17 protein-coding genes, 1 tRNA gene and 1 other RNA gene are annotated in these 23,083 nt (G+C 37.3%); 16 read left to right on the top strand and 3 right to left on the bottom strand.

Going from position 1 to position 23,083, the window contains the following annotated elements; translation table 11 throughout:
• Window positions 1–89: 89 nt before the first annotated feature.
• Both secA and MNY28_RS02360 read left to right on the top strand, forming a co-directional pair.
• The gene (gene secA / locus MNY28_RS02365) at window positions 90–2,681 is read left to right on the top strand and encodes a preprotein translocase subunit SecA (protein ID WP_346388791.1); all 2,592 of its coding nucleotides are present in this window, start codon (window positions 90–92) and stop codon (window positions 2,679–2,681) included.
• Window positions 2,678–3,880 (top strand): ABC transporter permease, encoded by a 1,203-nt coding sequence (locus MNY28_RS02360; protein WP_151900264.1) that lies wholly within the window; start codon window positions 2,678–2,680, stop codon window positions 3,878–3,880. Before secA ends, MNY28_RS02360 begins: the two co-directional genes overlap by 4 nt.
• Before the next feature lie 8 nt (window positions 3,881–3,888).
• Here the strand turns inward: MNY28_RS02360 and MNY28_RS02355 are convergent, their stop codons facing one another.
• Entirely contained in the window at window positions 3,889–7,032 is a 3,144-nt protein-coding gene (locus MNY28_RS02355; protein WP_346388790.1) for an AsmA-like C-terminal domain-containing protein, read from the bottom strand.
• On the opposite strand from MNY28_RS02355, the gene mltG reads away from it, so the two are divergent.
• From mltG to MNY28_RS02305, 10 genes are all read left to right on the top strand, one after another.
• On the top strand, window positions 7,031–7,906 hold the full coding sequence (gene mltG, locus MNY28_RS02350; RefSeq protein ID WP_346388789.1) for an endolytic transglycosylase MltG: 876 nt from the start codon (window positions 7,031–7,033) through the stop codon (window positions 7,904–7,906). The two genes, MNY28_RS02355 and mltG, sit on opposite strands and share 2 nt — an antisense overlap.
• A 131-nt stretch (window positions 7,907–8,037) precedes the next feature.
• On the top strand, window positions 8,038–10,215 hold the full coding sequence (locus MNY28_RS02345) for an NADP-dependent isocitrate dehydrogenase (protein ID WP_346388788.1): 2,178 nt from the start codon (window positions 8,038–8,040) through the stop codon (window positions 10,213–10,215).
• 207 nt (window positions 10,216–10,422) lie between these two features.
• Complete coding sequence (gene mdh, locus MNY28_RS02340) at window positions 10,423–11,379, top strand: malate dehydrogenase (RefSeq protein ID WP_151900268.1); 957 nt, start codon at window positions 10,423–10,425, stop codon at window positions 11,377–11,379.
• Window positions 11,380–11,382: 3 nt separating this feature from the next.
• Window positions 11,383–12,774, top strand: coding sequence for a class II fumarate hydratase (gene fumC / locus MNY28_RS02335; RefSeq protein WP_151900269.1), 1,392 nt, complete (start codon window positions 11,383–11,385; stop codon window positions 12,772–12,774).
• A 130-nt stretch (window positions 12,775–12,904) separates the two neighbouring features.
• Window positions 12,905–14,080, top strand: a complete 1,176-nt coding sequence (gene sucC, locus MNY28_RS02330) for an ADP-forming succinate--CoA ligase subunit beta (RefSeq protein ID WP_151900270.1) — start codon at window positions 12,905–12,907, stop codon at window positions 14,078–14,080.
• Between the two features lie 3 nt (window positions 14,081–14,083).
• On the top strand, window positions 14,084–14,959 hold the full coding sequence (sucD, locus tag MNY28_RS02325) for a succinate--CoA ligase subunit alpha (protein WP_151900271.1): 876 nt from the start codon (window positions 14,084–14,086) through the stop codon (window positions 14,957–14,959).
• A gap of 340 nt (window positions 14,960–15,299) precedes the next feature.
• Complete coding sequence (locus tag MNY28_RS02320) at window positions 15,300–15,650, top strand: 4Fe-4S dicluster domain-containing protein (protein ID WP_151900272.1); 351 nt, start codon at window positions 15,300–15,302, stop codon at window positions 15,648–15,650.
• Complete coding sequence (locus tag MNY28_RS02315; RefSeq protein ID WP_151900273.1) at window positions 15,647–16,801, top strand: 2-oxoglutarate synthase subunit alpha; 1,155 nt, start codon at window positions 15,647–15,649, stop codon at window positions 16,799–16,801. Before MNY28_RS02320 ends, MNY28_RS02315 begins: the two co-directional genes overlap by 4 nt.
• The gene (locus MNY28_RS02310) at window positions 16,801–17,655 is read left to right on the top strand and encodes a 2-oxoglutarate ferredoxin oxidoreductase subunit beta (RefSeq protein WP_151900274.1); all 855 of its coding nucleotides are present in this window, start codon (window positions 16,801–16,803) and stop codon (window positions 17,653–17,655) included. Before MNY28_RS02315 ends, MNY28_RS02310 begins: the two co-directional genes overlap by 1 nt.
• A gap of 10 nt (window positions 17,656–17,665) precedes the next feature.
• The gene (locus MNY28_RS02305) at window positions 17,666–18,223 is read left to right on the top strand and encodes a 2-oxoacid:acceptor oxidoreductase family protein (RefSeq protein WP_151900275.1); all 558 of its coding nucleotides are present in this window, start codon (window positions 17,666–17,668) and stop codon (window positions 18,221–18,223) included.
• 96 nt (window positions 18,224–18,319) lie between these two features.
• Here MNY28_RS02305 and MNY28_RS02300 read toward each other — a convergent pair whose 3' ends face one another.
• Window positions 18,320–18,937 carry a TetR/AcrR family transcriptional regulator gene (locus tag MNY28_RS02300; RefSeq protein WP_346388787.1) on the bottom strand — a complete coding sequence of 206 codons (618 nt, stop codon included), beginning with the start codon at window positions 18,935–18,937 and terminating at the stop codon, window positions 18,320–18,322.
• A 174-nt stretch (window positions 18,938–19,111) separates the two neighbouring features.
• Between MNY28_RS02300 and rnpB the strand changes: the two genes are divergently transcribed.
• The 4 genes from rnpB to MNY28_RS02280 all read left to right on the top strand — a co-directional run bounded on the left by rnpB (window position 19,112) and on the right by MNY28_RS02280 (window position 20,553).
• Window positions 19,112–19,438, top strand: an RNA gene (gene rnpB / locus MNY28_RS02295) — RNase P RNA component class A.
• Between the two features lie 135 nt (window positions 19,439–19,573).
• Complete coding sequence (locus MNY28_RS02290; RefSeq protein WP_151900277.1) at window positions 19,574–19,780, top strand: hypothetical protein; 207 nt, start codon at window positions 19,574–19,576, stop codon at window positions 19,778–19,780.
• Between the two features lie 74 nt (window positions 19,781–19,854).
• Window positions 19,855–20,400, top strand: coding sequence for a response regulator (locus MNY28_RS02285; protein ID WP_151900278.1), 546 nt, complete (start codon window positions 19,855–19,857; stop codon window positions 20,398–20,400).
• 78 nt (window positions 20,401–20,478) lie between these two features.
• Window positions 20,479–20,553, top strand: a tRNA-Glu gene (locus MNY28_RS02280).
• Between the two features lie 181 nt (window positions 20,554–20,734).
• Here MNY28_RS02280 and MNY28_RS02275 read toward each other — a convergent pair.
• Entirely contained in the window at window positions 20,735–22,993 is a 2,259-nt protein-coding gene (locus tag MNY28_RS02275; protein WP_346388786.1) for a glutamine--tRNA ligase/YqeY domain fusion protein, read from the bottom strand.
• Window positions 22,994–23,083: the final 90 nt, after the last annotated feature.

Below are 23,083 nucleotides of genomic sequence, written 5' to 3'. Positions count from 1 at the left end.
ACTATTTATTAGATTTAATGTGATAAAATAAGAACAATTTCAGCGATTACTATATAGTAAATTATATAGTAACGATAATAAGGTTGCAAATGCTACAAGCATTCATGGGTAAGGTATTTGGTACTGCAAATGACCGAGAATTAAAAAAATATACTAAAAAAGTTAAAAAGATTAATGAACTTGAAAGCAAATATGAAGTTTTAAGTGATGATGCACTCAAAAATGCTTTTGAAGATTTGAAACAAAGTGTACAGAGCGGCGAGAAAACTCTGGATGATGTGTTGTATGATTCTTTTGCCATAACAAGAGAAGCTGCAAAACGTGTTTTGAATATGCGTCATTTTGATGTTCAGCTTATAGGCGGTATGGTTTTACATGAGGGTAGAATTGCCGAAATGAAAACCGGTGAAGGAAAAACTCTTGTGGCTACACTTGCCATTACTCTCAATGCAATGACAGGCAAGGGCGTTCATTTGGTAACAGTGAATGATTATCTGGCTTCCCGTGATGCAAAAGAGATGGGTGTGCTGTACAATTTTCTGGGCTACAGTGTAGGCACGATTCTCGAAGACATGCATGATCCTGCAGAGAAAAAAGCTGCTTATGATGCGGATATTACCTACGGTACAAACAATGAGTTCGGCTTTGACTATTTGCGTGACAATATGAGTTATTCAAAAGACCAGATGGTCCAGCGTGGACACAATTTCGTAATTGTCGATGAAGTGGATTCTATTTTAATTGATGAGGCGAGAACGCCTTTGATAATTTCAGGGCCCACAAACAGAAATATGCAGGATTATCTCAAAGCAAACAGAGTTGCTTTGGAATTGAATAAAGAGGAACATTTTACTGTTGATGAAAAAGACAAAGTGATATTGATTACAGAAGAGGGTATCACAAAAGCGGAAGAACTTTTTGGTGTTGAAAATCTTTACAGTGCAGAGAATGCTTCTTTGCCGCATATGCTTGACCAGGCTTTAAAGGCAAATTACCTTTTTGAAAAAGATGTTGATTATGTTGTCAATGACGGGGAAGTGGTTATTGTTGACGAATTTACGGGCCGATTAAGCGAAGGACGTCGTTTTTCAGAAGGACTGCATCAGGCACTTGAAGCCAAAGAGGGTGTGGAAATAAAAGAAGAAACACAAACACTTGCAGATATTACTTTTCAAAACTACTTCAGAATGTATGACAAACTTGCGGGAATGACAGGTACTGCCGAAACAGAGGCAACAGAATTTGCACAGATTTATAATTTGGATGTTGTTTCCATTCCTACAAATATTCCGATTGCAAGAAAAGATTTGAATGATTTAATATATAAAACAGAAGAAGAGAAATTTACAGCTGTTATTGAGACCATTAAAAAACTAAGCAAATCAGGACAACCTATTTTAATAGGGACGGCTTCTATTGAAAAATCTGAAGTTTTGCATGAAATACTGAAGAAGGAAAAAATTGCACATACTGTTTTAAATGCAAAAAACCATGCACAAGAGAGTGAAATTATTAAACATGCCGGAGCAAAGGGTGCTGTAACCATTGCGACAAATATGGCAGGACGCGGTGTTGACATTAAGGTAAGTGATGAAGTAAAAGAGCTCGGTGGTTTGTATATCATCGGAACCGAGAGACATGAAAACCGCCGTATTGACAACCAGCTGCGCGGACGTTCCGGGCGTCAGGGTGATCCCGGAACAACACAGTTTTATCTTTCACTTGAAGACAATCTTTTGCGAATATTCGGCAGTGATAAAATCAAGTCCATCATGGAAAGACTCGGTGTTGAAGACGGCGAATATATAGAATCTAGAATGGTCACCCGTGCAGTTGAAAAAGCACAGAAAAAAGTTGAAAATATGCACTATGAAGGGCGTAAGCAAATTGTTGAATATGATGATGTTGCAAATGAGCAAAGAAAAATCGTTTATAAATTCAGAAATCAACTTTTAAGTGATGATTATGATATTGCTGGTAAAATCGATGAAATCAGAGAAGAATATGTTGTAAATCTTTTAGCTCGCTCGGATATATTTGCCGGTGCAGACAAAGAAGATTTTAATCTTGAAAAACTCTCTCAGCTTCTTAAGGAAGAGATGAATTTTGATTTGGATATCGAGCAGTTAAAAGAGCTTGAATACGAAGAGTTGTATGCCAAAGTTACAGAACTGTTAAAAACGGCTTATGATGAAAAGATGGGCGTGTTGGATGAGCAGACAAGACAGGATATAGAAAAAGAGTTTTATCTCAAAGAGTTGGATAATGCCTGGAGAGAACATCTTTATGCAATGGACAATATGAAAACCGGTATTCGTTTGCGTGCATATAATCAAAAAGATCCTCTTGTTGAGTACAAAAAAGAGAGTTTTGGTCTTTTTGGCGAATTAATTAATGATATTAAATTCAATACAATCAAAACCTTGCAGATTATACAGTTCCAGATGGAATCTCCGGAAGAAGAAGCTGCCAGAATTTCCAAACAGCTTGAAGAAGAGAAAAAAGCACAAGAAGCATTGATGCGGCTGAACCATCATGACAATGTGGATATTGATGCCGAAGATGATTTTGTTGTGAGTAAAAAAATAGCAAGAAATGATCCCTGTCCGTGCGGAAGCGGAAAAAAGTACAAGCAGTGCTGTGGAAAAAGCGGTCCGAAAAAAGGTGTTTTTGCTTCTTGAAAAAATCAATAGTTTCTTACCTTGTGAAAAGATTTTTACGCTTTGACAAGGAGCAGCCTTTTATCTTTATATCTGCACTTTTAGCCTTTATAGGAATTACGCTCGGTGTCATGGTACTTCTTATTGCCATGGCACTTATGAATGGTTTTGACAAAGAGTTTAAAGACAAACTGACTGTTATGAACTACCCTTTAACCATCATTCCAAAGTTTTACGGTGCTGTAAACAGCAATCTGCTTATGGATTTGGAAGAGAAATTTCCTTATTTGCAGTTTAGCCCTTACATTCAGTCTTCTGTGATGGCCAGAAGCGGTTCAAGACTTGAAGGCGGGTATCTCTTTGGCGTAAACTTTGAGGATGAAGTGAAAGTCAATTCGGTACTTGCAAAAGCAATTACCGGGCATACTTTTAAAAAATTTGATGTTGTTGTAGGAAAAACTCTTAAAGAAGAATTTAATTTACATGTAAATGATAAACTGATGTATATTTTTACAAATGTGGAACCGGGCGGACTCTCTGTTACTCCAAAAATAAAGCGCTTTCAAATCAAGTCGTTTTTTGATTCAGGACTTTCTGCTTATGATAAAGCATACTCCTACACAACACTGGAGGCTATGCAGACCATAGAACATATGGCCGCAAATGAATATGACGGTATTCATATATATTCCAAAGATCCACGAAAAGATATAAAAAAAATAAAAAAAGTGCTGCCAATCAGTGTAACAGTAAAAGGCTGGTGGGAAGACAATATGAATTTTTTTGCTGCTTTGGAGATGGAAAAAACTTCTCTTTTTATTGTCCTGATGCTTATTATTCTTATTGCTTCTATCAATATCATATCTTCTCTTTTAATGACTGTAATGAACAGAAGAGGGGAAATAGCACTTTTGCTCTCTTTGGGTGCAACGACATCTGAAATTAAAAAAGTATTTTTGTATTTGGGAATTGTTATAGGAATTACCGGTATTTTAGCCGGTATTGTCTTTGGACTGAGTGGTATATGGCTACTCAGTACTTTTGATATTGTCTCTTTGCCAAAAGATGTTTATCCTACTTCGAGACTTCCCCTGGACTTGACACTTCATGATTTCATTTTTATTGTCGCAGGTGCTTTTGGTATCGTTGTAGCTTCCTCTTATTATCCTGCCAAAAAGGCAAGTGAAGTAGATATACTGACTGTTCTTCGAAATGAGTAGTAAAACTCCTAAAAGAGTTTTTGAAGCACTTTAAAAGGAAAGGTAAGTGTTCTCTTGATAATATTGAGCGGTGCTACAATAATATCTTTGGCAACCATGGTACTTATAGTAGGATCGCTGAGCTTCCCTGTAACTTTGAGTGTGGTTGATATACTTTTTCCATCAAAAATAATATAACCGACAAGTGGTACTTTTGAGAGATTACTTCCCAGATCTGTTTTTAAATTTAAAACCAAATTGATACTGTTCTTGTTGATATCCGCACTCCCTTTTCCGAGTATTGTCAATTCTTTGGATTCAAGATAAATATCTGAAATATCAAAGACACCTTTTTTTGCATGAAATTTTACATAGGCATTCTTTACATGTAAACCTTTTTTACTGTAACCAGGCAGTGAAAAAGTAACAAGAGAGGGTATTGTATTGACAAAAGCCAGGACATTATTGAGAAGTTTATAGTCAATCATTACAGTATCATGCATGTAAAAAACACCCTTGTAGTCTTCAAGTGTTCCATTCATAGAAAAGTCCAGACTCCCACCACTGAATTTAGACGGAGCAAAGAGTTTTTCCATGAATTTATCATTAAAGTTTTCTCCATAAAGATGAAAAGTATTGTTTTCAAGCTTAAATCCTGCGTTTCCTTTTTTGTGAATCAGTTGTGCTGTTAGGATATTATTGTAATATTGCAGATGCATTGTATCTGAAACAGCGTATCGGTTGTTGCCAAGATAAAGATAGGAATCTATCGCATCTGCGGAAAGCTTAAAGTTGCCTGTTTTTGCATTTGACTGTGTTGCTATTTGTTTTGCAAGTTTGACAATAGCATCTATATTCAGACCGGCATCATGTATTTTGATTGCAACATCTTTATCTATTTTAATGTGCATTTTCTTGTTTACGTTGAGATAAATTTTTTGTTTTTTTGTAATTTCTCCTCTTACAGTGTAGGTGCTGATTTCCTTGTTTTTGTTGACCAGTAAATGATAAGGATAGTGTAAAGTTGCGCTAAACTGAGTATAGGGGGCATCGCTTTTTTTATAAAAACTGATTTTTCCTTCATTGAGTTTATATTTTTGTAAAAAAAGTGATTTTTTTGCAAGAATCTCAAGAGCATTAAGTGTTAATTTCCATTGTTTTTCATTGGAAACAAAAGAAGCATCAAGTTCTCGTGAATCTATTGTAATATTTTCGCCGTCAATATATCCGCCTAGCATTATTTTATTGTTTTTATAGAGTATGGCATCTGTTTTTGGGTTTTTCAATACAAAGTCATTTAAACTTATATGTGCTTTTTTTGAATCAAAATCATAATAAGCATAGACTTTTGTACTGATATAATCACTGATTTGTAAAAATGTATGTTTTAAATATATACTTTGTTTATCAAAATTTATATAAAAATTGCTTGCTTTGTATTGCGATCCGTTAACATTGAAAAATATATCTTCCTGTGAAGAGACAGATAAAACCTTGTCGTATTGTATGTGTAACGGTGTTACTGTTTGTGTGAGTTCTATACCGCTGTACTGTAGCTTTAAGAGATCTACATCAAGATTTGTTTTAGATGCTTTGAGGTCTATTGTTCCATTGACATATCCATTTGTCATTTTCCAGATATTAAAATACGTTGCGGGTATATTTGCCTGCAGTTTTTTCAGATCAAAATCTACTGAGAGTTTCTCTAACGTAATAATTTTGTTTTTGTATTGCCATTTTGAAGAATCTATATCTATTGTGTCCTGCTTTGGATTAATACGGTAGGCTACATGCAAAGGTCCTTTTTGTGTATCAAGAGAGAGACCCTGTGTCTCTATTTTGTGAAAGTTTAAATTTATTGTTCCTTCTGATTTCTTTGCATTAAAGCTTACATATACATTCGCCGCAGCAATCTCTTTGTATTTTGCCTGCATTTTATCTATCAGCACATCATAATTATCAAGATGTATATGTGTATTGAAAATATCTATATTCAGTCCAAGGTAGTCAAAGTTTGCTTTTTTGGTATAAAAGTCTCCTTTGGCATCTACATCAATTGTATGCAGGTTGACCTCTATCGTTAAATCTGTATTGACTGTTCCTTTTCTTTGTAAAAAAGGCAGTTTTATTTTGTAGGTGTTCAATACATGTAACATGTCTTTGTTAAGCATACCCTCAAACAGCAAATGCAGTGTTAAAAGTTCTTCTTTTTTATTGAAGTCAATTTTAAGCCAGCTTTTTCCTAAATGCATGCCATACGTCAAAGCATTTTGAGGTTTTATATATAAAACACCCTTTTTAAATTCAAGGTTTGTCTGCTTGCTTTTTACAGCCTCAAGTTTTGGATTGTATGTATAGATGAGTTTTTGTGCAACTGCCTGTATATATATGTTTTTATAAGCATTTTGCAAATTATTATAATCAATAAAACCATGAAATTTTTGAATATCAAGATATTGCATTTTAATGGCAGTATATGCCCAGTATATTACTTCTTTTGGCAAATGTGCGATTTTTATAAGGTGGGAAATATCAGTTATGTGTTTGTTGCTGACAACATTGTAGATGAGTTGTTTCGCATCTGCAATTGCATAAACAGTAAGGTTTGCATCATTATGAATATCAAGGTCAATTTTTGTGTATACTTTTTGTGCCTCTGTATCAAAAATAACACTGCCTTTTATAATGACAGCCCTTTTTTTGTCTTGAAACTTTTTTATTGAGACTGTAAGCAGATCTGTTTTTGCATAAATCTTCGATTCAAAATCAAAATCGGGAGATTGAAAAACAAAAAAGCCCTGATCACTATTCGTGTATTTAAAAGAGCCTGTGGCATTTCCAAATACTATGTTACTGACAACAAGAGAGCGAAACCAGTGTGTTGTTTGCGTAACAATTTTAAGATATTTACTGAATTCTTTAAAACTGACATTGTTCGCAGTTTTGTTTTTTTGTCTGTCAATTTTTAAGGTTTTAACAGAAACAGTAAGTCTGTCATCCCATTTGATATAAACATTTTTTGCATGAATATTTGATATAGAAACATTATCAAGATATAATCCATTTTGTAAAACTATAAACAAACCAACAAGAAGAAGAAACATGAAAGTAAAAAAAACAGCTATACTCGCGTATGTTTTCGCAATAATCTTTGTGATTGCATTATCTTTCATGTATTACCTTAATAAACCTATTTATACGCCCAAAGTCCTCTATATTCCTGCAGGCTCTATTAACAAAATTATAACACAATTGCAGTCTAAAAATTATGATGTCTGTAAAATCGATTCTTTTCTTTTACGGATGATTGGCTCCCCTCAAAGCGGATGGATAAATTTACAGACAAGGGCTAATACCAAAGCGGATTTTTTATATAAACTGACAAGATCCAAGGCAGCTTTGCAAAATGTTACACTTATTCCGGGAGAGACTACCTATATATTTTTAAATCAACTGGCAAGTAATTTGCATCTCAACAGACAAAAATTACAAAATGAATTCGACAAGCATGCTCCAATAAAAGAGGGCGTTTTTATTCCTGATACCTACAGACTTCCTTTGGGTATTACGGAAAAAGAGCTTATAAAAGTGTTACTAAACAGCTCACACAGAAAAATGAAAGAACTCTCTCTAAAGTTTTTCGGCAATTATAATGAAAAGAAATGGTTTCGATATGTAGCAATAGCTTCAATAATTCAAAAAGAATCAGCCAGTGTAAAAGAGATGCCTTTGGTGAGTTCTGTTATATACAACAGAATAAACAAAGGAATGAAACTGCAAATGGACGGAACGCTTAACTACGGAAAGTATTCGCACCAAAAGGTCACACCCTACCGAATTAAAAATGATACTACAACATACAATACATACAGACATGCAGGGCTCCCAACTGCTCCTGTTTGCAATGTAAGTATTGATGCCATACGGGCTGCGGTATTTCCGAAAAAAACCAAGTATCTCTATTTTATGAAATCCAAAAACGGAACACATGACTTTACATGTAACTATTCTACACATTTACGCAACATAAAGCGTGCTACAAAATGAAACAAAAAAGAAAGATAATGTGAACTTTTTCCTGTCAATGCCCTGTTTGTTTCTCTTAAGTGTTATTATTTAATTCGTAAAGTTCATAAATATATAATTTATGAATAAATATTAACTCAGAAGGACAGAACATGTCAAAAATTATTTGGTCAAAAATTGATGAAGCTCCGGCTTTAGCAACATATTCTTTATTGCCAATCGTAAATGCTTTTACAAAAGAAGCAGGTGTAGAAGTTGTAACTAGTGATATTTCACTTGCAGGGAGAGTTTTAGCAGCAATGGGTCTTGGAGAAGACGAGTTGTCTAAGCTTGGTGAACTTGTGCAAAAACCGGAAGCGAACATTATTAAGCTTCCAAATATTTCTGCTTCAGTTGGTCAATTAAAAGATTGTATTGCGGAACTTCAGTCTCAAGGGTATGATATTCCGAACTACCCGGAAAATCCTGCAAATGCCCAAGAGGAAGCTATCCAGGCTAAATACAGTACTTGTCTCGGTTCTGCAGTCAATCCTGTCCTTCGTGAAGGAAACTCTGACAGACGTGCAGCACATGCAGTTAAAAAATATGCACAAAAACATCCACACAGACTGAAGCCTTTTGCTGAAAACTCAAAAGCTTATGTTGCTCACATGAACGGTGACGGTGATTTTTATGCAAATGAACAGTCAGTAACTATGGACAAAGCGCAAAAAGTGACAATTGCATTAAACGGCAAAGAGTTAAAAACTATTGATGCTCTTGAGAAAGAAATTCTTGACGGTACATTTATGTCAGTGAAAAAGTTAAGAGCATTTATCCAAAAAAGTATTGATGAGGCAAAAGAGAAAGGTGTTATATGGTCTATTCACCTCAAAGCCACAATGATGAAAATCTCTGATCCGATTATGTTTGGTCATGCATTCCAGGTTTTCTTCAAAGAAGTTTTTGACAAATACGCAGATTTATTCGCTGAATTAGGTGTTAATCCAAATCTTGGTATGAGTGATTTGGAGAAAAAAATTGCCGGTCACCCAAAAGAAGCAGAAATCAAAGCTGCTTTCCAGGCAGTAGTTGATGCTGATGCACCGAGAATTGCTATGGTTGACTCTGATAAAGGGACAACAAACTTCAATGCTTCAAATGATGTAATTATTGATGCGTCTATGCCTGTTGTTGTACGTGAAGGCGGTAAGCAGTGGGACAGAACAGGTGCGGCTGATGAGTGTGTTGCTGTTATTCCTGACAGTACCTATGCAATGTTTCACCAAGAGATGGTAGCTGACTGTGTGAAAAACGGCCAATATGATGTAACTACTATGGGTAATGTTGCAAATGTCGGACTTATGGCACAAAAAGCAGAAGAATATGGTTCTCACCCGACAACTTTTGAGCTTGAAGAGAGCGGTACGGTTACCGTAACTGCTGAAGACGGTACAGAACTTATGAAATTTGAGTGTGAAAAAGGCGATATCTGGAGAATGTCCCGTGTGAAAGATATTCCGATTCAAGACTGGGTGCGTTTGGCGGTTGAACGTGCAAGAATTACAGGAAATCCTGCCGTATTCTGGTTGGATGAAGATCGTGCACATGATGCGCAGATGATTAAAAAAGTAAACAAATACTTAAATGACCATGACACGACAGGTTTGGATATTAAAATCATGGATGTTGCTTCTGCTACAAGATTCACAAACGAAAGAGTAAGAGCAGGCAAAGACACAATCTCTGTAACCGGTAATGTTCTTCGTGACCACTTGACAGATATGTACCCGATTTTAGAGCTTGGAACATCTGCAAAAATGCTTTCAATTGTTCCATTGTTAGCCGGTGGCGGTCTGTTTGAAACAGGTGCCGGCGGATCTGCTCCTAAACATGTGGATCAGTTCTTAGAGTGCGGTCACCTCAGATGGGATTCATTAGGTGAGTTTTTAGCATTGGCTGAGTCACTTAGAATGATGTACCAAAAAAGTGAAGACAGCAAAATCGGTGCATTGACAGAAGGTCTTGACAAAGCAAACGAAGGTTACCTTGACAATGATAAAGCGCCGAGCAGAAAATGCGGTGAGCCTGATAACAAAGCGTCTCATTACTGGGTAGCACGCTACTGGGCTGAGGCACTCAGTACACAGACTGCTGACACTGCTTTGGCAGAGAAGTTTACGCCGATTGCCGAAACACTTATCAAAAATGAAGAAAAAATTCTTTCCGAGCTTGCTGCTGCGGAAGGTTCTCCGAAAGATATCGGTGGGTATTTCCACCCGGATGATGCCAAAGCTGAAAAAGCAATGCGTCCGTCTGCAACATTGAATGCAATAATTGATTCAATCTAAGTTGAATTATATCGTGCGTAAGGTATACTTACGCACGATATTCCTCTTTTTTATGTAACTCTTATTTTAACAGGTGCTATATACAAAAGATGAATGCCGTTTCATCTAAACTTTCGATGTCTGAATATACTTAAATGTTATGTGTTCGCACATATTGTTTAAGTGTACTGTACTGGTCATCATACTATTTAATATTAAGGAGCATATATGAGTCAAGGAAAAAGAGTAGGGATAGTAGGTGCTGGTAATGTTGGTGCAACAGTAGCATATTCTCTGGCAATGCTTGGATCGTGTCATGAAATTATTCTTCGTGACAATAAAATAGATGTAGCAAAAGGAAAGGCTCTCGATATGTCTCAGGCAGCTTCTGCTGTAAGAAGTCATACCGTGGTTAAAGTTGCTGAAGAGATGTCGGATCTGGTTGACTGTGATGTTGTTGTTGTAACTGCCGGCAGTCCAAGACTTCCAGGTATGAGTCGTGATGACTTATTGATGATAAATGCAAAAATTACAAAAGAAGTTATAAAAGGTATTGCAAAATACTCTCCAAATGCAGTTGTTATCATGGTTTCAAATCCGCTTGATGCGATGACATATGTAGCACTTAAAGAGAGTGGATTTGACAGAAGCCGTGTTATCGGAATGGCTGGAATCCTGGACAGTTCAAGAATGGCAGCATTTATACAGGAAAAGCTTGGTTACGGCGGAGGGCAGATTCGTGCTTCGGTTATGGGCGGACACGGAGATGATATGGTGCCGCTTCCTCGCTACTCGACTGTAGCGGGTGTACCGCTTTCTGATGTGCTGACGAATGATGAAATTGCCGAAATTGTTGACAGAACCCGCCACGGCGGTGCTGAAATTGTGGGATACCTAAAAACAGGTTCAGCTTATTATGCGCCTGCAAAATCAACAGCGATTATGGTGGATGCAATTTTAAAAGATACAAAACAGATTCACCCTTGTGCGGTATGCCTTGAAGGTGAATACGGTTACAGTGATGTAGTTTCGGGGGTTCCTGTAATGCTTGGTGCAAAGGGTGCTGAAAAAATCATTGAAGTGACACTCGATGAAAAAGAAAAAGCAATGTTTGCAAAATCCTGTAAATCAGTTCAGGATTTGATAGATACATTAAAAGAAAATAATTTTTTTGAAGGGAAATAAAGAATGAAGAGCCGTATAGAAAAAGACACCATGGGTGAAATCGAAGTACCTCAAGATGCTTATTGGGGTGCGCAGACACAAAGAAGTATTCAAAACTTTAAAATCGGTGAAGAAAAAATGCCGTATGAGATTACCCGTGCATTTTCATACCTGAAAAAAGCTGTGGCACTTGTCAATAAAGACCTGGGAAAACTCGATGCAAAAAAAGCAGATGCAATTGCGCAGGCTGCTGATGACATGCTGGCAGGAAAACTTGACGGAAACTATCCGCTTGTTGTATGGCAGACCGGTTCAGGTACGCAGTCAAATATGAACAACAATGAAGTGCTTGCAAATCGTGCTACAGAAATACTTGGCGGAGATTTTAGAAAAGAGAAACTGGTACATCCGAATGATGATGTTAACAAGTCACAGTCTTCAAATGATACATATCCGACTGCTTTACATGTAGCGGCTGTTATCGCTGTTGAAGAGAATCTTCTTCCTGCTATTGCCAAACTTAAAGCTACTTTACAGGCAAAAAGTGAAGCGTTTGCCCATATAGTGAAAATAGGCCGCACACACCTGCAGGATGCTACTCCTTTGACTCTTGGACAGGAAATAAGCGGTTGGGTTGAAATGCTGAGCAAATGTGAAAAGATGGCAAAAGACTCTCTTGAAGCAGTCAGAGAGTTGGCACTTGGCGGTACCGCAGTCGGAACAGGGCTTAACGCTCATCCCGAACTTGGTGAAAGAGTTGCTAAAAAGCTCAGTGAATTGACAGGGCATGAATTTGTGACAGCACCAAACAAATTTCACGCACTCACTTCCCATGATGCACTTGTTTTTGCTCACGGTGCGCTCAAAGCACTTGCTGCTGATATGATGAAAATAGCAAATGATGTGCGATGGTTGGCATCAGGTCCCCGTTGCGGCCTTGGTGAAATTGAAATTCCTGCAAATGAGCCTGGAAGTTCTATTATGCCGGGAAAAGTAAATCCTACACAAAGTGAAGCGGTAACAATGGTTACCTGTCAGGTTATGGGAAATGATGCAACAATAGGATTTGCAGCAAGTCAGGGAAATTTTGAATTAAATGTTTTTAAACCTGTTATAGCATATAATTTTTTACAGTCTGTGCGTCTTTTAAGTGACTCAATCATATCATTTAATGATAATGCCGCTGTGGGAATCAAACCTGTTGAGGCAAAAATAGATCATTATTTACATGATTCATTGATGCTTGTAACAGCTTTGAACCCATATATCGGATATGAAAATGCAGCTAAAATTGCAAAAACTGCGCATGCAAACAATTCAACATTGAAAGAGACAGCTGTTGAACTCGGGCTTTTGACACCTGAACAGTTTGACGAATATGTAAAACCGGAAGAGATGATTGCACCTAAGGCTTAAAAGCCAATGCAAGCGAGGAACTAAATTCCGAGTCGTATAAGGCTTAAAAGCCAATGCAAGCGAGGAACTAAATTCCGAGTCGTATAAGGCTTAAAAACAAGCGTCTTTCAATTTTAAACAAGGAGAATAAATGAATATACATGAATATCAGGCAAAAGAAATTTTTGCTGAGTATGGTGTTCCGACACCAAAAGGTAAAATTGCAAACTCGGTGGAAGAGGCTGTAGAAAATGCAAAAGAGTTAGGTGGGCCTGTCTGGGTTGTAAAAGCACAAATACATGCAGGTGGTCGTGGACTAGGCGGTGGTGTAAAACTGGCTAAAAGTCTTGATGAAGTAAAACAGTATGCCCAGGAAATTCTTGGTATGACTTTGGTGACACACCAAACAGGGCCTGAAGGAAAACTTGTACAAAAAGTATATATAGAAGACGGTGCTGACATTAAAGACGAGCTTTATCTCTCTGTAGTACTTGACCGCGCACAGGAAATGCCGATTATCATGGCTTCTACCGAAGGCGGGATGGACATAGAAACTGTAGCAGAAAAAACTCCGGAAAAAATCATTAAAGTTACTGTTGATCCTTCTATCGGATTTCAAGGGTTTCATGGTCGTGAATTGGTTTTCGGTCTTGGGATTACAGATAAAAACGAGCAGCGTAAAATGATTGATTTTGCTTCTAAACTCTATAAGCTTTATATGGACAAAGATGCAGAGATGATCGAAATCAATCCGCTTGTAAAAACCGGTTCTGGAGACTTTATTGCACTTGACGGCAAAATGGGATTTGATGATTCGGCACTTGGGCGTCATCCTGAACTTGAAGCAATGAGAGATATTTCAGAAGAAGATCCGGATGAGCGTGAAGCTGCCCAGTATGGTCTTTCTTATATTGCGCTTGACGGTGAAATCGGTTGTATGGTAAACGGTGCAGGGCTTGCTATGGGAACAATGGATACTATTAACTATATGGGCGGAACACCTGCGAATTTCCTTGATGTCGGGGGAAGTGCAAATGCAGAAACGGTTGCAAAAGGTTTTGAAATAATTTTGAAAAATCCAAATGTTAAAGCCATTTTTGTAAATATTTTTGGCGGTATAGTCAGATGTGACCGTATCGCAAACGGTATACTTGAAGCTACAAAACTTGTAGATGTTCATGTACCGGTTATTGTTCGTCTTGATGGTACAAATGCTCCAGAAGCAGCAGAGATTCTTAAAAATGCAAATATACCAAATGTAATTCCAGCGACAGACTTGGCAGACGGTGCTGCAAAAGCTGTTGCTGCAGCAAAAGGAGAGTTATAAGATATGTCAATTTTAGTAAACAAAGATACAAAAGTAATCGTTCAGGGTTTTACCGGGAAAGAGGGTACTTTTCATGCAGAACAGTGTATTGATTACGGTACAAATATTGTCGGTGGTGTAACACCAAACAAAGGTGGTGAAACACATTTGGGTAAACCGGTTTTCAATACGGTCAAAGATGCGGTTGATGCAACCGGTGCAACTGTTTCTATGGTTTTTGTTCCGCCTGCGTTTGTTGCAGATGCTGTAATGGAAGCTGCCGATGCAGGAATTGAACTTGCTGTAATCATTACAGAAGGGGCTCCGGTCAAAGATATGATGTTTGCCAAGCAATATGCTACTAAACACAATATGAAAACAATAGGGCCAAACTGTCCTGGTATTATCACTGCCGAGGAGTGTAAAATCGGAATTATGCCTGGAATGATTTTCAAAAAAGGCAATGTCGGACTCATTTCCAAATCCGGAACACTTACTTACGAAGGTGCCAACCAGGTTGTAAAAGAAGGATTTGGTATTTCTACTGCTGTTGGTATCGGCGGGGATCCGATTATCGGACTTTCATACAAGCAGATTCTGCCAATGTTTGAAGCTGATCCTGAAACAGAGGCAATTGTAATGATTGGTGAAATCGGCGGAGACCTTGAGATTCAGGCGGCAAAACTGATAAAAGAGCAGATAACAAAGCCTGTTGTCGCTTTTATAGCAGGGCAAACAGCTCCTAAAGGAAAACGTATGGGTCATGCCGGTGCGATTATTTCCGGTAGTGCAGGTACTGCAAAAGAAAAAATGGAAGCTCTTGAAGCTGCCGGTGTTAAAGTTGTTGTTTCTCCAGCAGAAATCGGAAAAGCTGTTGCTGAAGTTTTAGCAAAAAAATAATTTATTTTTATACTCTTTCACAAAAACTTTCTGAAAATATTAATTTTCCAGAAAGTTTTTTTCCTCTTTTTTTATAATTTATATCTCTTTTTAATCTTTTAAAATCTCACTGCTTGTGTGTAGATACTAAACGGTATATGGTTTTTATAATTTATACTTTAATTTTATTTTTTAAAATTTCAATATAAGTGTGTAAATACTAAACGTTATATGCTCTTTTTAGCAATAAACATCAACTTTTATAATCAAGTTGATAATGATTTGCTATACTCTTAATATGCAAACTAATATATGCAAACTAATATACATAGTTAATTTGTACTTAACAACAGGAGAATAAATGGGAACTTTTAAAACTGAAAACCCAGGAAATGAACCAGTATGGGTAAACACGAACAATTGTAAAGCGTGTGACATTTGTGTGTCTGTGTGTCCTTCCGGTGTATTAGGAATGGTATATGACCCAACATCAACACTGGGTGCAATGATATCAATTGATTATCCGGAAGATTGTATCGGGTGTAATGAATGTGAACTTACATGTCCGGATTTTGCTATTTATGTAGCAGACAGAAAAGAATTGAAAGCTGCAGGAAAAAGTTTTGCAAAACTAACTGATGAAGCGAAAAAAAGACAAGCGGAAATTGTTGCAAACAATTATATGTCTGTGAAACAAAAAGGAGCTAAATAATGAGAGAAGTTATCTCGACAGGTAATGAATTAGCTGCAAAAGCTGCAGTAGAAGCAGGAGCAAGATTTTTTGGAGGATACCCTATTACTCCATCATCTGAAGTAATGCATGAATCTTCTGATTTATTGCCAAAGGTCGGTGGTGTCTGTATTCAGATGGAAGATGAAATCGGGGGTATTTCAGCTGCTATCGGTGCATCAATGACAGGTGTTAAATCTTTTACAGCTACATCTGGTCCTGGTATCTCTTTAAAAGCGGAGCAGATTGGTCTCGCTTTTATTGCTGAAATTCCATTGGTTATCATCAATGTAATGCGTGGCGGTCCTTCTACAGGTCTTCCTACTCGTGTTTCTCAGGCAGATATCGGTCAGGCACAGTATCCTACACACGGTGACTATGCGTCTATCACTTTATGTGCAGGTTCATTAACTGAATGTTATACACAAACAGTACGTGCATTTAACCTGGCTGAAAAATATATGACTCCTGTTTTTATGCTTCTTGATGAAACAATCGGGCACATGCACGGAAAAGCTGATTTGCCGGATATTGAAGAAATTGACGCTGCTATTGTAGACCGCGAAAGATTTCATGGCAATCCGGAAGATTACAAGCCATATAAAGCTGAAATGAACAAACCTGCGGTACTTAACCCTATGTTTGAAGGGTATAAATACCACATCACAGGTTTGCATCACGGAGACGAAGGTTTTCCTACCGAAGATGCAGAGCAGTGTGAATTTAACATTGAGCGTTTAGTCGGTAAGATAAATACAGTACACTTGGAAAATGGCGGACTTGATGACCTTCCTGATTATGAAGAAGTTGATTTGGAAGATGCTGATGTTTGTATCATTGCCTATGGTTCAATTGCTCTTGGTGCTTATGAAGCTGTTAAAAAACTTCGCTCAGAAGGTATCAAAGCAGGACTGTTCAGACCAATTATGTTGTGGCCGTCTCCTATTAAAAGATTAGAAGAGATTGGAAAGAAATTTGAAAACAGAATTATGGTGACTGAACTCAATATGGGTCAGTACTCAAAAGAAATTGAACGCGTTATTAAACGTAATGATTTTACTACTTTACTCAAAGCAAACGGTCGTCCGATCGCACCGGCAGAAATGGTAGCAAAAGTTAAGGAGATGATTTAATGGCATTTAATTATGATAAATATTTACGTGTAAACAAGATGCCGACACTGTGGTGTTGGGGTTGTGGTGATGGTGTTATTTTAAAAGCGACTATCCGTGCAATTGAAAAAATGGGATGGGATATGAAAGATGTTTGTATCGTATCCGGAATAGGGTGTTCTGGTCGTTTTTCTTCATATATCGACTGTAATACTGTGCATACAACACACGGTAGAACTGTTGCGTATGCTACAGGAATCAAACTTGCCAAGCCGCATGCACATGTCATCGTTGTTGCAGGTGACGGTGACGGACTTGCAATCGGAGGAAACCACACTATTCACGGCTGTAGAAGAAATATTGATTTGAATTTTATTCTGATCAATAACTTTATTTATGGTCTTACAAATTCACAGACTTCCCCGACAACTCCTCGCGGTATGTGGACTGTTTCTCAAAAGAACGGTAACATTGATCCGACTTTTGATGCCTGTAAACTGGCAATCGGAGCAGGGGCGTCTTTTGTAGCGCGTGAGTCTATGACGGACCCTAAGAAACTTGAAAAAATTCTTGTAAAAGGTTTTTCTCATAAAGGTTTCTCATTTATGGATATCTTTTCCAACTGTCACATCAACCTTGGCCGTAAAAACAAAATGGTTTCTGCAATGGATAACCTGAAATGGATTGATGAAATTACACTTCCGCTGAAAAAATGGGAAGCACTCTCTGAAGAAGAACAGCTTAACATTTTTCCAACCGGTGTTTTAAGAGAAGTTGAACAAGAAGAGTATTGCGATATGTATGCTGAAATTCAAAAAGCAGCACAAGGGCAACGTCCTAAAATCACTCAAGATGATTTTGAGAAAAAAATATAAGGGGTTATAGATGAGACATACTTTAAGATTTACTGGTGTAGGCGGACAGGGTGTTCTCCTTGCCGGTGAAATTATGGCTGCCTGTAAAATTAAAAACGGTGGATATGGACTAAAAACAGCTACTTATACTTCTCAGGTTCGTGGTGGTGCAACTGTTGTTGATATTACACTTGATGATGAAGAGATTCGTTATCCGTATGCAAATGAAGGTGAAATTGATTTTATGCTTTCTGTTGCAGATGTTTCTTATCACCAGTTCAAAAATGGTGTAAGACCCGGAAACAAGATAGTTGTTGATCCAAATCTTGTACACCCGACAGAAGAAGACAGAAAACTGTGGGATATTATTGAAATTCCTATCATTACGATTGCAAAAGAAGAGGTCGGGAATGTAATTACCCAATCTGTTGTTGCTTTGGCAATTACAAACACAATGACCGGTGTACTTCCGGAAGAGTCTTTGATTGAAACAATGCTTTCAAAAGTTCCGCCAAAAGTTCATGAGGCAAACAAAAAAGCATATGCGCTTGGAAAAGCCTATGCTTTAGATGCGATGGGAACAAAATAACTTTTAACCTTTAGCATAAAAAAGCAGTTCTTTATCAGGAACTGCTTTTTTTAAAACAAGTATTTGATATTAATTAGTATCTAATATTCTATAATATCATATTTTGATGCTTTCCCAAAAAAAATCTACATGTTTTTCAAATTGTGTCGCAAGTGAATTTGTCGAACAGGCATCAAATCTCAGTAATGTAACCTGAAGCCTGATATAAAAGAGGGTGCTGATAAACTCATAAGCAATAAGCATTGGATCGCAAGAGCGAATTAAAGAGTTTTGCATCATAATGAAAAATCCTTCTGAGAGCAAGGCAATGTTTTTATCATGGTATTGGCTCATAAACTGTTCTCTGAGGCTTTTATTTTGCATAAGCTCAATCATGAGCAGCCTGAACATGTTTTCGTTTTTTTTGTCAAATGTCAGCATTTTATACTGCATGGTATATTTTTGTAAAAACGGTTTCCCCCTAAATGCCAATTCTTTCACTTCGTCTTCTGAAAACGAAAAGGGCGAAGAGAAGATATTTTTAGCAACTTCAAGAAATATCTCCTCCTTGCTCTTGTAGTGATTGTATAAAGCACTCTCTCTTATTCCAACTTCAGCAGCAATTTTACGCACACTGGCTCCTTTGTATCCGTAGTGTGAAAAGAGGGCGGTTGCGGCTGTAAGTATTTTCTCTTTTGTTGTGTTTTTTTTCTTTATATCCCTGTTTTCAGGCATTTAAAGCTCCTTTACTTCTAAAAGTGAACAATTGTTCTTGTATATGCAATTATATATGAACAGTTGTTAATATCTTCTTAAATACAAGTGAACAATTGTTCTTATTGCTCCATATTAGTATGAACAGATGTTCATGCTCTAGCCTTTGTTTAGAATTTTTATGTATAATTCCATCAGGCATAAGAGATAGTAACTTGAACCTGTATTCAAGAGGAAAGTCCGAGCTGCTGTAAGACAGTGTTCCATTTAACTAATGGCCGTAGTAATACGAGGGAAAGTGCAACAGAAAACAAACTTCTGCCTTTTGGTAGTAAAGGTGAAAAGGCGGTGTAAGAGACCACCAGTCTCTATAGCGATATAGAGAGCTTGTAAACCCAACATGGCAGCAAGAAACAAATGGTTAGCGTCTTACAATGCTATTGTTTCGCTAGAGGCACAACGCAAGATGTGCAGTAGATTAATGCTATCACTACAAAACTCGGCTTATCTTATGCCTGAAAACCACTCTCAAGAGAGCAGATGATTTTTCAAGAGAATTTACATTATGTTAACCAATACACATATTGTTTAATATGAACTATTTCAAAGACTCTATAGAGAATAAACACTCGAATAAACTCCAGGAACAGATACACAATGGAAAGAAAAGAACAACTTATCAAAGATATACAAAACCTTCTCAACAGCTATGATGGCATACGCCCTACTTCTATTAATCCTGATTTATTACAATTTATGGATGAAAAAACTCTTATAGATACAATTGATGCTTTGTTGACACAAAAAGAAAAAAATAGTGTTTCTGATACAGAGTGGCTTGAGCAATTTAAGACAAATTCTTGAATTTGTTGATAAATGTTAGCGTTATTAACTATTTGTAGTGTATAATATAACAAATTAAAATATAGGAAAAAACAATGGGTAATTTAGATTTAATTCAATTAACAGAACAGACAAAAAAACTTACAGCTATGGTTGTAGAAGATGAAAAAGTAACGAACGAACTTTTGAGTTCTACGTTTAAAAACTTTTTTGCAAAAGTGGAATCATGTTTCGACGGTGATACGGCATTAAAAGTATATGAGCAGATGAAACCGGACGTAGTTTTTGTTGACATTATTATGGAAGGAATGGACGGGATAGAACTTTCTCGTAAAATTCGCGAAATTAATCCAAGTCAAATCATTATAGTGATCTCTGCAAGTAACGATATGGAAAAAATTTCTGCATCAATTGAAGTGGGTGTAAACAGTTTTATTCAAAAGCCTATTGACACGAAAAAAATTATAGAGCTTTTAGGTAATGTTGTTTCTATGGTGGCTAAAAAGAAAAAAGTAGAGACAAAAACATTTTCAATCTCTCTTCCTTTGGATTTATACGAAACTGTAAACGAGAATGCAAAAGCAGAAAGTATTTCTAAAAATGCCGTCATTATCAGAGCACTTCGCAGCTTTTATGAATAATTAACGAAATATATAGATTTTATCTTTTTTTAAGGATATTGTATATATAATTTCGGCTCAACAAAAGTTGAGCATGTTGGCCCCGTCGTCTAGCGGTTAGGATCCATGGTTTTCATCCATGTTACAGGAGTTCGATTCTCCTCGGGGTCACCAACTTTTCTTCCTTTTTCCCAATCATAAAATATCATCTATACAACTGTCAAATACAATAATACACTCGCCTATTCAAAAATCATTCGGAACCCGTACTTTCAATGCTAAAGAAAGAGTGCGGGCTTTGTGCCTTTAATAACTAAGGCCAGGAGGTTGTGAAAAAATATCGCCAATTCTAATATCAAATCGCCAATTTTTGTTTTACAAGCTCATTGACAATTTTAGGATTTGCTTTACCCCCTGTCTTTTTCAATACCTGTCCTACAAAGAAACCAAACAGCTTGTTATTCCCTGCTTTGTATTTTGCCACATTATCAGGATTGTTTGCAATAACTTCATCAATAACAGGTAAAATTTGAGCCGGATCACTGATCTGCACCAGCCCTTTTGCTTGAACTATCTGCGTCGGGTTTTCTCCACTCTTTGACATATCCTCAAACACCTGTTTGGCAATTTTACTTGAGATAATATCTTCTTCAATCATTTTTGCCAGTTGTGCTATATGCACGGGGCCGAATTTCAGCGTCTCTGCATCTGTGTTTTTAAGCACTCTGGCTACTTCATTGACTACAATATTTGAGAGTGTGACAGGCGCGTTACATGTACAGAGTGCCTCTTCAAAAAAGTCACAGAGAAAGGCATCACGAGCCAGCGTATTTGCAACCTCATTGTTGAGTTTCAATGTATCTGTATATTTTTCAAATACTTTTTTTTGCTCCTCTGTCATAGGTGTTACTTCACCGTCTATTTGTACCTGTTTGGCTTTTTGTTGTGTTGCCTGCTGTTTTGGTTTTTCTTTTTTCGTCCAGGAGTCTTTCAGTCCGACAATTTTGTTAAATACAGGGTGCGCATCGCTGTAATCAACCGGATCAGCATAAAAATAGCCTTGTCTCTCAAACTGAAACCTCTCATCCGGTTTTTCAAGTATCACAGCAGGTTCAATCAGCGCATTTTTAATGATTTTCAAAGAGTTTGGATTTAAATCTTCAATCCCCTCCGGTGCTTCAGTTTTAAACAGTCTGTCGTACAGACGGATCTCTATTTTTTTTGCCTCTGCTGCGCTCACCCATTGAATGGCACTTTTTACTTTGATGCCGCTTGTATCTTTCGTACCGCTTTTGGAATCAGGATAATACTCTGCTTTTATTTCTGTAATATTTCCATCGGCATCTTTAATGATCTCTTTACATGTAATGATATAGCCGTGTCTTAGTCTCACAGGCTGCTCAGGAGTAAGACGGAAGTAGCCTTTTGGAGGATTCTCTTCAAAGTCTGCCCGTTCGATATAAAGTTCTTTTGAAAAAGGAATCTTTCTTGAACCCTCTTTTGGAACATCATGCGGATAGTACGGTGCCTCAATCTCCTCAGAACCTTCATAGTTTTCAATTGTGACCTTCAAAGGGTCCATTACGCACATGACACGGGGAACTTTTGTGTTTAAATCATCGCGTATAGAAAATTCAAGCTGTGCAACATCAACCACAGAGTTTGCTTTTGCTATACCGATTTGCTCACAAAAATTTAAAATGGACTTCGGTGTGTATCCTCTCCTTCTGTACCCTGCAATTGTAGGCAGACGAGGATCGTCCCATCCGCTTACATAGCCTCCCTCAACCAGTTCCAAAAGTTTTCTTTTGCTCATAACCGTATAGTTGATATTGAGTCTTGCAAATTCATACTGATAGGGACGGGGCGGTTTCAGTTCAAGCGTATCGAGTACCCAGTCGTAAATATCACGATTGTTTTCAAACTCCAAGGTACAAATTGAGTGTGTGACTCCCTCTATATAATCAGACAAACAGTGTGCAAAATCATACATCGGGTAGATTGACCATGTATCCCCTGCTCTAAAGTGATGTGCATGTCTTATACGGTATAAAAGCGGGTCTCTCATTTTCATATTGGCTGCACCCATATCTATCTTAGCCCGTAAAACATGCTCACCGTCTTTAAATTCGCCCTTTTTCATTCTTTGGAAAAGATCGAGATTTTCTTCAACACTTCTGCTTGCATATTTACTGCGCTTTCCGGGCTGTGTAACAGTGCCGCGGTATTGGCGTATTTCATCTTCGCTCAGACTGTCGACATAGGCTTTGCCCATTTTAATAAGCTGCACCGCATAATCATATATCTGAGAAAAATAATCAGAGGTAAAATAAAGATTCTCACCCCAGTCAAATCCAAGCCATCTGACGGCATCTTCAAGAGCTTCTACATACTTTGTATCTTCTTTTGTCGGATTGGTGTCATCCATTCGCAGGTTGCAGTGACCGTTATAGTCACGGGCAATACCAAAATTTATAGATATGGACTTGGCATGTCCGATATGCGGAAAACCGTTGGGCTCGGGCGGAAACCTTGTTACTATCTCTTTGTATTTTCCTGATTTTAAATCATTTTCAACTATTGTACGTAAAAAATCTTTTTTTTTATTATTCATTGTTTTTAAACCTTTTATTATCAGCCATTGAGTCTTTTTAGTCTTTTAAAAATACAAAGCCCGCACGCGAAAGTACGGGTCTTGAGAAAC

It is taken from the genome of Sulfurimonas sp. NWX367, assembly GCF_039667065.1.
GTDB classification, from domain to species: Bacteria; Campylobacterota; Campylobacteria; order Campylobacterales; family Sulfurimonadaceae; genus Sulfurimonas; species Sulfurimonas hydrogeniphila.
The sequence above is the reverse complement of the archived record's forward strand: the minus strand, read 5'-3'. Positions and strand labels throughout refer to the sequence as shown.